Origin of the sequence: Nostoc sp. (genome assembly GCF_036917455.1) — a bacterium.
Taxonomy (GTDB): Bacteria; Cyanobacteriota; Cyanobacteriia; order Cyanobacteriales; family Nostocaceae; genus Nostoc.
This window is the reverse complement of sequence record NZ_JBALDK010000224.1, coordinates 52,917-65,625: the sequence shown is the minus strand read 5'-3', so window position 1 is coordinate 65,625 and position 12,709 is coordinate 52,917. Positions and strand designations below refer to the sequence as shown.

Sequence of the window (12,709 nt, the reverse complement as noted above, 5' to 3'; positions counted from 1 at the left end):
TCAAATTGGAACACTTCAGGATATCGGGTTAGCCAACTGCGGATTGTGCTTTCTGGTATGTTGGTTAACTTGGCGGCTTCAGGAGTGGTGTACAGGTTCTGCATTCTGCCCCCACCGCACTTGACTTATGAGTGCTTCGACCAATCCCTCAATGTTTCCTGTAGTCGTCAACAGTATTCCTGGATAGACAGACTTGACAACGTTAGAAACTTCTCCGTCTTGATCAGCGCAAAGCTGTGCCCCTAGAGCGCCAATTAAAAATAATTTGTCCTTAAGGGTCAGCTTTTCCAAATTTGAGCCGAACATATCATCCAGTTCATCTAAAACTGAGCCGTCGCCCGGAAGATAACTGGTGTAGTAGCCTAATGGCTTAGACATTGGTAAAATCTCCTAATTACATATCAAGTTTTTTTGTTTGCAATTGGCGATCGCAATCCTGGTAGATGGGCGATCGCCTTTTCACTGGTCTTCTGGCGGCAAAGACTTTTTGAATTCGCTGATTCCTCCCTCAAAATGTCTTGCAATCCCTGCTGTTACTTCATCGTCGGTTAATTCGTCAACTTGTTCTTCTTGTAGATCACCCCAGGGGCAGCAATCTTTTATCCAATTTCTCGCCTCAAGTAATTGATTTGGTGTTAGTTCCTCCATCGGTTTTTGGTTAGTCATCAGTCATTGGGCATCAGGTACAGGGTGTTTCCGCGCAAGGTGGCGTGGGTGCTTGCTCCGGTTTATTGGGATGCCCTGCAAGGTGGCAGGGGGGAGCTATCTATCGAGTTTCTTTCATATATAACTAATGCTAGTATATTATATGAATGAAACCTGTCAAGCGTTTTATTCATACAGAAAGGTTTTATTCATACAATAAAATGGGGGTGTTGTCGTGATATGTGAAAATGGCCAGACCCAAGAAACTAGCAGAGGACTCAATTCGAGCCACGTTTTTGATCAGCCAGAAAGATTGGGAGGATTTCAGAGATCAAGCTCACTCTATGGGCTTGAACAGGTCAGACCTAATCAGGCTGATTGCTCAACGCAAGATACCTCTAGGAGAACAAGTAAACGAAGAAGGACTCCTTCTGGGAAAATCTTAGAGCGCCTCAAACGTATTCAAGAGAAGCATCTTTCAAGTCTCAAGACGCATCAACATCTCTTGGAATCTCAACTTAATTATCTCAAGGAGGAAGAGGAAGACTTCCGAAAAGAAGTTGAGGAGCTTGAGGAAGAAATTTACAACTTAGTTTCGAGCGAGGGCAAGTCTCCATTGCCTAACGAAGAAAATCAAGAATAAAGCCGTTTGCCTCTTCAGGTAGACGGCTTTATTCGTGGCGATTGCCTGACTTCAAATCGGAGTGCGATCGCCACGAATTGCTGACTAACGACTAATGACTAACAACCAATGACTAAACCAACAAAAATGTCATCCAAGGCAGCCGTTACCGCAAGATGCCTAGTCCTCCACGAACTAGACCTATTTATCGATTACATCCGTGCTACTGACCCAGAATTAAAACTTGACGATGCCACAGTATTAGCAGCAGTTGCGTTGCACCAAATGTCAGAACTGCTTCGACAAAAGCCTGTGCTAATCCACCGATTCCGAGAGGCAGTAGCAAACATAAAGTCAAAGGCACATAACAGCCAATAGCAAATGACCATCGAACCATACCCAAACTTTCGCAACCTAATAAACCAGACAGATGCTCAAATGCAGCGATTGGGCTGGACAGTTGACCAGGGTCGAGAACATTTGGTGAGGTATTACGGAGTGCGATCGCGATCGCTGTTGACCGAAGAGGAATTAGATGACTTTCTTCTCTATCTACAACTCTCTGACTAGAACTCTAACAATGTCTCAATAGCAACCAGGCAAATTATCACACGCAAAAAAAAACTCACCAACTTAGAGATTGGTGAATTCAAATAACAAAAGATAAGTAAAAAATGAACAAATACTTAGAAAGATTATGCGGTAGAATATCCGTTACTTTTCTATATTCTACCACATTAAATAATTCAAAACTAGCTAATCGGGGGACAGAGAAATGATAGCCGTTCCCTACTCTTACACCGAAGAACCAAGTTTTGAACCTGACAATAACAGGCAACCACCACACAACATTGGAGCAGAAGAAGAGATATTGGGTGGAATATTGCTTGACCCAAATGCTTTCGGTCGTGTCAGTGACAGACTAGAAGCAAATCATTTTTTCATCGGCGCACATAAAGATATCTATCGAGCTTGTCTGAGTCTTTCTAAAAAAAGTCAACCAACAGACTTACTGCACGTTACTAGCTGGCTGTCAGAACATAAATTACTAGAAAAAGTTGGTGGACGAAATAAATTAGCTACCCTTGTTGATAGAACGGTTAGTGCCATAAACATTGATAGTCTGTCAGACAAAGTGATTAGAAAATCTAAACGTCGGGAACTCATCAAAGAAGCAAATAAAGCTATAAATTTAGCTTACGACGAGAAGCAAGATTTAGTAGATGTTTTTGCAACGGTTACTAACAAAATCAAAATAGTAACTGATACACCACTTGCACCGACAAAAGATGAACATCAGCGATGGAAACACGATCGACTACTAGAAGAAGTGACAAACATTTATACAACAGTAGTCGAGCCATCCTTTAGATTCTTCAAACTGCATGAACTGGGCAGAGAACATTCATTTACCGCAAACTTCCTTGAACATCTTTACTTAAAAAGTCTCACTGCTGAGTGTACTAAATTACTTACTTATGAAGAATTGAAAGAGTTAGCCGGCTCTACAGTTCGTGAGTGGTTGGTTAATGGTCTTGTGCCAAAAAGTACTACTATTTTGCTAGCAGCCGATGGTGGAATTGGCAAAACCAAATTCGCCTATGGAATCGCAAAAACTATGATTCAGGGCACTCAATTCGGAAAATTTATTGCCACGGGAGAGAAACGAAAAATTCTTTACTACCAGGGAGATGAAAGCCCAGGTGACATGATGCAGGCTTTAGAATCTCTTGGATATTCCGAATCTGACATTGGTAAATACGTCAGAGTCCGATTTGGGTGGAGTGCTGAGAATATGCCAGCACTAATCCAGGACTTAAAAGAATTCCAGCCAGACTTCGTAGTAATTGACTCACTTTCAACTGCCAACAAATACTCTGTTTACCAAGAGTCGCAGATGGAATATGCCCGGCCCATCTTGCAAATGACCGGACTTGCAACCCAGTACAAAACCACTTTTTTGATAATTCATCACACCAACAGGGAAGGTGGCGTGCGGGGAACGACTGCAATTAGAAACGCCGTTTCAGAAGTGTGGTTGCTGACCAAAGACAACAGCCAGACCGCCACACCTTATGACCGTCTCCTAGAGATCAACAAATCGCGATCGCGCTCCAGTGGAAAAAAATATCGCCTGATGTTCAACCCTGAAGACCTGCAATTTACCTTCTTGGGTGAAGAATCCGAGCAGGGCTTCAATGGCACGGAGCAATCAGCCAAAGATGCACTTCTGGAATTCTTCAGCAAAAACCGAAACACCCGGTTCACTTCCAAGGAGCTAGCGCACAGATTGGGATATTCAGATGGTCATCTTCGGAACTGTTTAAGTGGGCTGGCAGCTGATGGGCTAATCTCGGCTGAACCGCAAAACGGACGAGCTACAAATTATTTTCTAGTGCTGGAGTCCGTGACGATCACCCCCGATCACCCCGTTGAATCGCCTCAAACCATTGTCAGTACGGGATTAGAAGCTAACTCAGTGCCAAGTGTCACCGAATACCCGATCACCCTCGATCACCCCCCGATCACCCCGACGATCACCCCCGACGATCACCCCAAAGATTCATGTACAGTAGTCGATACAGCCGAAGGTGATCGTCTAAGTACAGAAAAATCACTAGAAAATAAATCTGAGCCACAAGAACAAAATAACGGGCATTCTTCGCAATCGTCCGATCACCGTCAGTCACAAGCCTTGCTAAATAAAGAGTCTGGGGGTGATCGTGGGGGTGATCGTGGGGTGATCGTCGCTGATGACGATCACCTCGATGACAGCAGCGACATACTGCAAAGTCTGCCTCCATCCCCTCTAAAACGAGATGATTTTGAGGAAGGCGGTATTTACTGGTCGCCGAAGCTCAATAACAAAGTGAAGATAGTTAAGCTTTTCAAAACCCTTCCAGAAGCCGAAGTCTACCAAGCCGGCGACATACATAAAATTCGGGTTACACTCTCAGAACTTTACCCGTTGCCAGTAGAGTTCAAAGTTGATGATGAAGTAGCAGTTATTAGTGAACACAAAAAATTCATTGATAGAGTGTTCACAATTAGCGGTGTTCACCCAGGTGGTATCTGGATTCAGGGAAAAACCAGAACAGGCAATGACTCCTATGGGCCATTCAAGCCTTATCAACTGCAAAAAATTAGTGGCTAATTATAATTCGACGGAATGCGATCGACAAGTATAAAAAAGCTCATGCTAGCAACTGCTAGCATGAGACTACATCACTGTTAGCGTAGCGGAAACCCTACCCTCTGAGGGCTTTACCTGTCATCGTCGTCGTCATTAACATCATCAGCAATGACAATATTCACGCCGTCAGACCCAGCTTCAAAGCCGACGATGCTAAATGTTTCGCCATAGCCATCAGTCAGAGATATCTGTGCATCGCTGGGAAAATTTTGTAATTCAAGAATCAGTTCCTGTACGGTTATTTCTTTGGTTACAGTGGTCATATTTTTCTCCGATTTAAAAATGCGATCGCGGCTAGTTTGAATTAAAACCAATTTCAGATTATTCGATCAGCTCGACTTTGGGGGTAGTAGGTGGGGGTAGAGTTCCTCAACTTCATCCCAAGCACTATTGGTCAGCGCCTCCAGTGCCACGGCTAAATCAAAAGGGTGGTCATAGTTACCAGCTTGCAGTTGACAATAAAAACATTCAATTCTCACGAATAATGCATTGTTCATAGATTTATAAAGTAGCGATCGCGTTTTTCATATCGTCATCGCTCACCTCGATGTACTGAGAAAGCACTTTCAAGTCAGTGTGACCAGTAATTTTTTTAATCATGGCCAGGTTAATACCCTTGTTCGCCAGATTGGTGATAAAGCTCCTGCGGGTGCTGTGAGTGCTAATTCCTTTGGCAGACAATCCAGCTTTATCGACGGCAGCGCGTAAAATTGCATCTGCCCACCTCAAGGTAATCGGCTTGTCACGTTCGCGGGCGGGGAACAGGTATAGAGAATCAGATTCTGGCTTGTATGCAAGCAGTATCTCTCTAAGAACCGGATGCACTGGCACTTGTCGGTTTTTGCGTAAGGCTTTTTCTTGTACTTTGCGTTTACTGTTAGGTTTGGCCTTGCGCGTTCTAGCTCGAAAATTGATATACTCACGTGGGCTACCATCCTCGCTGTAAACATCGGTTACTCGCAGCTGTACCAAAGCACCCCATCGCTCACCCGTGTACCAAGCCAAATCAAAAAGTAATTTGTATTTACGACTCCTAATTTTGGTGCGAATTTTTGAGCAATCCGCATTGGAGATAACAGCAGCTTGGCCTTCTCTATCATTTTTCATTTGACCTTCTCTTCTTAACTGTTCCGGTTTAACCACGGACAATGGCTAAACCGGAACATTTTTATTTTTAGCTAATAGCGAAATCTGGCTTAATCCTATTCACAGCAAGGGTTTTACGTCCTCAGCAAATGTGCTGCTTTTACATAAAAGTGGAACATTTACTTATTCTTTATATGCAAATAAAACAGGAGAGTAGCTATTTCAAAAATTCTGCATCATGACCGCTATCAATATTGCAACTGATATTCCATCACAGATAGATACTCTTGAAAAGCTTCACATGTGGAGCGCTCTAGCCTTATTTGCAATTAATCCATCCATAACAGTAATCGAAGGGGTTGGATACACCGAGCGAGCTGCACAGGCTGGGACGTTTTGGGTTCAAGCCGATGCAAAAACCCGAGGCATCTTTAGGGCAAGCCTTGAAATTTCCCCAGATTATCTTAGTGGCTCCAACAAGCCGTGGACATACGCTCAACCAATTTCCAACACTGCTTTACCTGCATCATTTAAAGCTAATTAAGGGGAAATTGTGAGCGACAATCCCAGGCAATTTAGCTCAATAGATAGCAGTGATGCAAATCTGCATGGGTCGCTCACAAACCGCCCTGCAAGTGGCGCACCAGCAGGCGATCCAATTGATTTTGAAGCACTAAATCGCCAAGTAATAAATCAGCGGACACAACAAGATTACGTTTACAAAGAATCTACTGCTGAATCTGTTTTACGGCGTGAGCGAGAAATAGCGGCTTCACTGAAAGTCAGGCAAGAAACAGCCGATGCTAAAGCTGCACAAGAGTTGCAATTTCAAAGTGAACAGGTACAGCGGAATGAATTAAGAAACCGAATATCAAACAACAGCCCTTCAGATCCAGAAGTAGCATCTCCCCGCCCAGAATCACCACTTGCTCAGATACAGCGCTCAACACTTGAGCGTCAATCACCGCCGTCTACTGGAAGTCCGCCGCCAACGCCTAGCGGCACAGCGACAAGAGCAAGTGCATTGGTAGAGCCGACCGCGACACCAGCCCCAGCAGCGCTCAGAGAAGCAATTCCGCCTACTGCTGGGGCAGCGTTTGGATTATTACCTAGATCGTTACCAGCAGTAGCAGGCAGATTTGTTGTACCTGGCGTAGTAGCAGGCATTGATTTTACCAGCCGCGTTGTACACGGACAATCTGTAGTACAAGCAGCAGTAGGAACTGGCGGCTCTTTAGTTGGTGCAGGTATTGGAACAATAGCAGGTACAGCGATTGCTGGCCCGCTTGGTGGTGTTGTTGGTGGCATCATTGGTGGCTACATAGGAGGCGCAATTGGAGATTACTTTTGGTCAAGTTTCCACCCACCTACTGCTGCAAGACAGGAAAACTACACACCAAATTACCCACCTTTTCAGGGAGGGCAAGAAGCCGTTGAATATCATTGGAATTGTTCTACCGATGCCAATCCTAGAAGCGGCGATCAATTAGTCTTTGGGGCGACTGGGCCAATATCTGATTTTAGAGTCGATGGTTTAATCAATACAGACACTATAAATGGCATTAAATACGGAAACTGGGCAGTGTCATTTAATCAGGGTTATGGGCCAAGAGTAACCGGCAGTGCAGTTGGATTTTTTCCTGATGACTTACCAAGATTAGTAGTAAAAAGAGTTGATAATCAGCCAGATCCTAAAAATATTCCATCTCCAGCACCACCACCGGATAACGCGCCTTATCGCTTTGATTCATCTCCAGTCGGTAACGATAGTACAGTACCTTCGGGACTGCCTGCTGCGGGTGCAAATAAAGGTAAATCGACTTATGTCGCCCCGTCCATGCCGTCAAACAATAGGCCAAATGGTGCTAATGGCTTCCCTGGTCACGGTGGACTAGCACCAAGCTTTTTACCAAACCCCACACAAGCACCATCTAATCTTGGTGGATTATTACCAGCGCAGACCGTCAAAAAACCACCTCTACCATTTGCTGAACCCGATGATATACCAGCACCGCGACCGAGCGGGAATGGTCAGATCCAAGTAGATACATCAAATGGAGCAATAAGGTTATATAGCCCACTGGGGGCAACACCAACAAGTGTACCTGAGAATGCAAAAGCCGTACCCATAGGAGATGGAGTCAGTCCTGTTCCAAAGGCGTTGACACAGCCCGTTTCTAAAACCGCTACCGATAAAACCAACGAAACCGTACAACAGCAAAAGAAAGATTTTGACGAGCAGATAAAACGGCTAACGGCAATCGCAACAGCAATCGCCGCCTTGACACCAGCTATTCAGGGAATACCAAACGCGATCGCAAACTCTCCAAATGTCAAAGCTGCTACTCAAGGGGCTGTATGCGAAATTGCTCAACCTGGGGGATGTTTGGGGGATGCAATCGATAATTCTGCTAATAAAGTTAACCAAAATAATAATCAAAATACAGCAAACATTTTAGACAAGATTAATGCTGGTGCTAACGCTGCCCAATTAGCACTCCTGGAATTGATAAATACAAAACTGGGTGACTTACTACCAGGTGGATTATCAGCAACCTTCACCAGATTATGGCAAACATTGCAAGTAGATAGAATCCTAAATATTTTGATTTTGGTTACTACTTTCCACAATGCCCTAATGCTTTCTAATAATCTCGCTCAAACTTTATTTGCTGCCATTGACAATATATCTCAAGCAGTAGGGTTTAAATGGAAAAATGAAAAGGGTGAAGAATCCGGCTTTGGTAGCATTGTTTCGGAATGGACGGCTAGCTTTTTCAAAGCTATCTTCGGCGAAGAAAATTATACAGAATTAGTAGCTACTTACAAAAAAGCTAATCGGATATATCAGGCTACTGCAAACATATTTAATGCTCTCCAATCTATTGGATATTCAATTCTTAGTGCTTTAGAAGTAGTTGGTAGCTATGTAGCTTTAATCGGAAATGCTCTGCGTAAATGGGGCGAAGTTGGGGAAAGCGCTTACAAGTGGTTTAACCCGCAGCCTAATTTTCACAACAAGTTTTTTACCACACTAGAAGGTGTTACTAACGTTGTTTCTCAAGTAGATCAGGTAGCTTCTGAAGTCGTCTCTGTAGAGCAAAATGTTGCTCAAATTGGAGAATTGAAGAACGAGCTAGGCAAGTCAATAGGTGAAGAAGACGGTTCCAAACAAGGCGTACAACCACCAGAAGCAACAAAGGTTAAAGCGGGATTTGATGCTGATAAATTAGTTAGTGCTACAGGAATAGCGATATCCGATTCAGATAAGGAGGCTGATGAGTAATGCCATTACCAGAAGGTTTTAGCGAGTGGGAAAATTTACAAGATTTAGTTAGACTTGACCATAACAAAGCCGTAACAAGTTACTTCCAGAACCAAGAAGACAACGATATCAGCACCCCAAAAGCTAGGTTAAAACACACCTGCTTAATTAAGGATGAAGATACCGCAACAATGACATTGATGAGAATGTGGTTGTTTGAAGTAACTTGTGGTCATGCTCAAGCACTACAGCGACCAGTATACGGAATGCCGTGGTTTGACGTTCAATCAGAGCGCACATTTAAGCCACAAATAAAACTTTCTTTTCTCGAACCTTACAACTTTGAAATCCACGACGACGGCACGCCACAAGCGGAAGGTGAAATCACTTTTAGATTAATGTCTGAATCTAGTGAAACTATTTCCAGAAGCGATGCAGAAAGATTAGCAAGGCAAATAAAAAACATATTTGCTGTACCTACTTTTACTTGGCACAAAGGGCATTTCAAATGTACGTATTCAGACCAAAAACGTGGCTACGAGCTAAAGCTATTAGTGACTAGCAAGGAGGAAGGGGAGCGAATAATTAGAGCCGTGCTAGAGGTTCAAGAACACCCGTTTGACCGTGATTACTTGCAGTATATCGACAACGACCGCACTTATCCAAATAACCCAGGGACACACAGAGTCTATGGTCGCACAGTCAAGAAATTTGTTCGTAGGCGAAAGTCCCAAGTGAAATTCAGTTACGCTCAATTGCTTGTCTGGGGCAAACAAAACCCCATTAACTTGGTTGCTAAATCTGGCTCTCGCTTGCGAAGCGTCATCGAACGAGTGTAGGCAGAATCATCACAAAAATTTGACGGACAACATATATGTTATCCGGTTGGAAATAGTGAGCCGTATTGGTTGCTATGACTGAAGTGTAGATAAATACACACCTTGACTGAATACTGATATGAGCAGACGCAAAAGCGCAAAACAATTAGAAGAGCAATTAAAATACGCCAAGGCGCGTGAGGCTTATAACCCGCCACTAAGAGAAGAAGGGGCCGCCACGCAAAGACAACCAAAGATCGCTGTTAAATATGCGATTCTCTCGCCTTTGGCTTTGCCAGATGCAGCGCTAACCATCCAAGCCTCAAAAAAAGCAATTGACTTTTTCGGTGGTATTACACCTCTGGGACTAGCTGCATTTAGTACAGACCCTGAAGCACCCAGAGGATTTAAACCTGCCAGGATTTTGGCAATGGTTAGCGATAGCAGCCCTGCAATCGTTAGGGCCAAAGGCAGCAACCGCCCGTATACTCGTTACGGTTCAGGTACTAGAGGTGGCGGGACTCAATATAACTACACCGCACCAATCACTGCTGATACTCCTACCAACTTAAAAGCGAAGGTGACAGCTGTGGTTGCTGCTGAAAAGGGTTCTGTTGGCGGTGCATACGGTCGCATTTGGTTTGAGCCAGAAGATTACCCTTACGCAGCAAGTGGTGAATAATGCCTAATTTGTCTACTCCAGCTATTTGGTGTCCTGGGCAAACTAATGAGGATGTCCAGGAAGAAATAGATTTGATGATGGTGAGGGCAAAGTATACATCGGCTTTTCTCAAAGGTGAAATTCACGCTGATACTTTCCTTGATTTTCTCAATGAGGCTGGTTTTAATGTCTTCGACCTAGCCGAAAGCTGGGGGTTGGGGGATGACACTACAAGTTGACCTAAAAGCAGTCGGAGCATGGGAACTCACCTATTACCAAAAGCACATAGGCAACTTAAATAACCGCCGGATTCGAGCGCCAATTCTTGAGCCAATTGAAATACCTTACCTGACAGACAAACATTTATTTTTGGTAGGCGCAACATCTAGCAAGGCTAAACCAAGCTGGCTCAGAGCTGGGTACTTTTATCAACAAATTGATGGTATCCAAATTAATGACACCATCATTTTTGAGGGATTGGGAGCAGTTCCCAGCACTGAAGTAGATTACACTCGCCGGATGATCAAGCTCAATGCGATTGAGCTTGTCCAGTTCCCTAAAATTTCAGATAATTTTCGCCTACGCTTTGAAGCACTCCCTTGGATTGAAGAAATTACCCTTGGTATTTGGGAGTACACGGGGACAGAAACCGACTCAACAGAAGAATTAATTCAGGCTGTTAGAGCCAAACTAGAAACCATTGAATTCAAAATCAATAATTTATGAGCAGTTCACTTAGTTATTCAGCATTATTAGAAAAACTTGCAGCAGGTTCCATTGAATTTGTTGGCAACAATCAGCTAAAACTAAATCTCAGTTTGTTAACTGAAAGTGGAAGCACCTTAACTACAGATACTTCTTGTGTCAAAGGGATAGTCAAGCTTTTGCAAGGTTTATCTGCATTAACGAATCAAGTAAATGAAGCTCGAATTGCAGCTAACTTGCCTCCCATTCAATTTGCCTCTCAACAGCTTACAGGTACGCCAGAAGCACCAGAATTTGAATTTACGGTGCGGGTCAAGGTCGATACTGCATTGTTTGTTGATAACCTTGATGACCCGACTGAATAATGATTAACAATACTCAAGAAGTTGGTGGTGTTATCAAATTTAGCAATTGTACCAATGCTGATAAATCGCTAACGGGGAATATCTCTGACGTTGTTTTAAGTGCTAACAGTGGTAGAAGTTACGCGGCATTTATAAATAATTCCTCAATTGATATCACTCTTATTTTGGGTGATAAAGCAAATGCAGCAGTCGGGAAAGGAATTATTCTCAAGCCGCGTGGAGGTAGCTATGAAATCAATAGCAACAACCTCTACATAGGCAAGGTCAGCGCCATCGCTACCAATAATTGCAAACTTTCTTTTGTGGAGTGTATTGAATAATGGCTCTTTATAATCCAGCGACTGCAACACTGGTTGAATCAACTAGTGGCACTTCAACCCCAACTACTGTTGCTGCTAGCACTAGTAGCCAGACAATTCTTGCTGCAAACTCTAACCGTAAAGGTGCAACGATTTGGAACGATAGCACAGCTACTCTATATCTAGAATTTGGTGCTACAGCAACAACGAGCGCTTTTACTGCCAAACTATCAGCTGGTGGTTATTATGAAGTGCCATTTCATTACACTGGTGTGATTAGTGGTATTTGGTCGTCTGCTAATGGAAATGCTTTGGTGAGGGAGTTAACTTAAATGCCTTTATTTCCTGGTGACAGTTTCCAAGTCCCAACACTGATAAAAACTACACTCGACGATAGTGATTATGTGTTGTTAGTTGATCCGACTGGAACACTCTGTAAAATTACAAAAGCTAATTTCCTAGCAAGTTTATCCAGTGCTGACGATAATGCAACAAGCAAAACTTATGTATCTGTAGGCGATAACAATGGAATTTTTTACTTCATTGGTACGTCAGAAGATACTTCTTCGTGGGTGAATCCTACAAGCAATGGCTTAATTATTCAATCTAGCAGTATTGGTTCTGGCTCGGTTAATAGTTTAGTAGATAGAAGTAACAGCAGTTTCTACACTAACAGCGATCCGAATAGTTTCGTCAGCTTCTTTCTTGGTGGAACTCGTCAGCTCAAGTGTAACTACTACACTATTAAAACTCGTGCTGATTCAAGTGATTATTACCCTCGTAATTGGAATCTGCAAGGAAGCAACGACGGCAGCACATGGGTGGATTTAGATATTCAGATTAACAATACTGCGCTTAATTCTACCAATCAATGGCTTGCCCTACCTGTTAGCAGTGATGTTGCTTATTCGTACTTTAGAATTTATACCACTGGCGATAATAGTGCCGGGTATCGACATTTAGTATTGGGAGAAGTGGAGCTATATGGTAAGTACTCCGCATAAATCACTAATATCGGAGTACTTGCCACAGTTCACTATAGAATTGATA

Annotated in this window: 19 protein-coding genes; 14 read left to right on the top strand and 5 right to left on the bottom strand. The window is 43.3% G+C overall.

Annotation, left to right across the window (positions count from 1 at the left end; all coding sequences use genetic code 11):
• Positions 1 to 78 precede the first annotated feature (78 nt).
• Together V7K42_RS24980 and V7K42_RS24975 are read right to left on the bottom strand one after the other, a co-directional pair.
• Entirely contained in the window at positions 79 to 378 is a 300-nt protein-coding gene (locus tag V7K42_RS24980) for a hypothetical protein (protein WP_334919944.1), read from the bottom strand.
• A gap of 81 nt (positions 379 to 459) precedes the next feature.
• The gene (locus V7K42_RS24975; protein WP_334919943.1) at positions 460 to 666 is read right to left on the bottom strand and encodes a peptide ABC transporter substrate-binding protein; all 207 of its coding nucleotides are present in this window, start codon (positions 664 to 666) and stop codon (positions 460 to 462) included.
• 214 nt (positions 667 to 880) lie between these two features.
• Between V7K42_RS24975 and V7K42_RS24970 the strand changes: the two genes are divergently transcribed.
• From V7K42_RS24970 to V7K42_RS24955, 4 genes are all read left to right on the top strand, one after another.
• The gene (locus V7K42_RS24970; RefSeq protein ID WP_334919942.1) at positions 881 to 1,288 is read left to right on the top strand and encodes a hypothetical protein; all 408 of its coding nucleotides are present in this window, start codon (positions 881 to 883) and stop codon (positions 1,286 to 1,288) included.
• A 108-nt stretch (positions 1,289 to 1,396) separates the two neighbouring features.
• Positions 1,397 to 1,645, top strand: coding sequence for a hypothetical protein (locus tag V7K42_RS24965; protein ID WP_334919941.1), 249 nt, complete (start codon positions 1,397 to 1,399; stop codon positions 1,643 to 1,645).
• A 3-nt stretch (positions 1,646 to 1,648) separates the two neighbouring features.
• On the top strand, positions 1,649 to 1,837 hold the full coding sequence (locus tag V7K42_RS24960; protein WP_334919940.1) for a hypothetical protein: 189 nt from the start codon (positions 1,649 to 1,651) through the stop codon (positions 1,835 to 1,837).
• 205 nt (positions 1,838 to 2,042) lie between these two features.
• Positions 2,043 to 4,421: a DnaB-like helicase N-terminal domain-containing protein gene (locus tag V7K42_RS24955; RefSeq protein WP_334919939.1), complete on the top strand. Its 2,379-nt coding sequence runs from the start codon at positions 2,043 to 2,045 to the stop codon at positions 4,419 to 4,421.
• Positions 4,422 to 4,531: 110 nt separating this feature from the next.
• Here V7K42_RS24955 and V7K42_RS24950 read toward each other — a convergent pair whose 3' ends face one another.
• From V7K42_RS24950 to V7K42_RS24940, 3 genes are read right to left on the bottom strand one after another with little or no spacing between them, the layout of a single operon-like run.
• Positions 4,532 to 4,774: a hypothetical protein gene (locus V7K42_RS24950; protein WP_334919938.1), complete on the bottom strand. Its 243-nt coding sequence runs from the start codon at positions 4,772 to 4,774 to the stop codon at positions 4,532 to 4,534.
• Positions 4,775 to 4,789: 15 nt separating this feature from the next.
• Positions 4,790 to 4,957 carry a hypothetical protein gene (locus tag V7K42_RS24945; protein WP_334919219.1) on the bottom strand — a complete coding sequence of 56 codons (168 nt, stop codon included), beginning with the start codon at positions 4,955 to 4,957 and terminating at the stop codon, positions 4,790 to 4,792.
• A 4-nt stretch (positions 4,958 to 4,961) separates the two neighbouring features.
• Positions 4,962 to 5,567 carry a tyrosine-type recombinase/integrase gene (locus V7K42_RS24940; protein WP_334919937.1) on the bottom strand — a complete coding sequence of 202 codons (606 nt, stop codon included), beginning with the start codon at positions 5,565 to 5,567 and terminating at the stop codon, positions 4,962 to 4,964.
• A 217-nt stretch (positions 5,568 to 5,784) separates the two neighbouring features.
• Here V7K42_RS24940 and V7K42_RS24935 point away from each other — a divergent pair, with 217 nt between their 5' ends.
• From V7K42_RS24935 to V7K42_RS24890, 10 genes are all read left to right on the top strand, one after another.
• Positions 5,785 to 6,090 carry a glucose-6-phosphate dehydrogenase gene (locus tag V7K42_RS24935; RefSeq protein ID WP_334919936.1) on the top strand — a complete coding sequence of 102 codons (306 nt, stop codon included), beginning with the start codon at positions 5,785 to 5,787 and terminating at the stop codon, positions 6,088 to 6,090.
• Between the two features lie 9 nt (positions 6,091 to 6,099).
• Positions 6,100 to 8,832 carry a hypothetical protein gene (locus V7K42_RS24930; RefSeq protein ID WP_334919935.1) on the top strand — a complete coding sequence of 911 codons (2,733 nt, stop codon included), beginning with the start codon at positions 6,100 to 6,102 and terminating at the stop codon, positions 8,830 to 8,832.
• Positions 8,832 to 9,650, top strand: a complete 819-nt coding sequence (locus tag V7K42_RS24925; RefSeq protein WP_334919934.1) for a hypothetical protein — start codon at positions 8,832 to 8,834, stop codon at positions 9,648 to 9,650. Before V7K42_RS24930 ends, V7K42_RS24925 begins: the two co-directional genes overlap by 1 nt.
• A gap of 118 nt (positions 9,651 to 9,768) precedes the next feature.
• Entirely contained in the window at positions 9,769 to 10,311 is a 543-nt protein-coding gene (locus V7K42_RS24920; protein WP_334919933.1) for a hypothetical protein, read from the top strand.
• Positions 10,311 to 10,529, top strand: coding sequence for a hypothetical protein (locus V7K42_RS24915; RefSeq protein ID WP_334919932.1), 219 nt, complete (start codon positions 10,311 to 10,313; stop codon positions 10,527 to 10,529). The genes V7K42_RS24920 and V7K42_RS24915 overlap by 1 nt, the downstream gene beginning before the upstream one ends.
• Complete coding sequence (locus tag V7K42_RS24910) at positions 10,513 to 11,016, top strand: hypothetical protein (RefSeq protein WP_334919931.1); 504 nt, start codon at positions 10,513 to 10,515, stop codon at positions 11,014 to 11,016. The genes V7K42_RS24915 and V7K42_RS24910 overlap by 17 nt, the downstream gene beginning before the upstream one ends.
• Positions 11,013 to 11,360, top strand: a complete 348-nt coding sequence (locus V7K42_RS24905) for a hypothetical protein (protein WP_334919930.1) — start codon at positions 11,013 to 11,015, stop codon at positions 11,358 to 11,360. Before V7K42_RS24910 ends, V7K42_RS24905 begins: the two co-directional genes overlap by 4 nt.
• Complete coding sequence (locus V7K42_RS24900; RefSeq protein WP_334919929.1) at positions 11,360 to 11,680, top strand: hypothetical protein; 321 nt, start codon at positions 11,360 to 11,362, stop codon at positions 11,678 to 11,680. Before V7K42_RS24905 ends, V7K42_RS24900 begins: the two co-directional genes overlap by 1 nt.
• Positions 11,680 to 11,991 carry a hypothetical protein gene (locus V7K42_RS24895; RefSeq protein ID WP_334919928.1) on the top strand — a complete coding sequence of 104 codons (312 nt, stop codon included), beginning with the start codon at positions 11,680 to 11,682 and terminating at the stop codon, positions 11,989 to 11,991. The genes V7K42_RS24900 and V7K42_RS24895 overlap by 1 nt, the downstream gene beginning before the upstream one ends.
• Positions 11,992 to 12,663 (top strand): discoidin domain-containing protein, encoded by a 672-nt coding sequence (locus tag V7K42_RS24890; RefSeq protein ID WP_334919927.1) that lies wholly within the window; start codon positions 11,992 to 11,994, stop codon positions 12,661 to 12,663.
• Positions 12,664 to 12,709 lie beyond the last annotated feature (46 nt).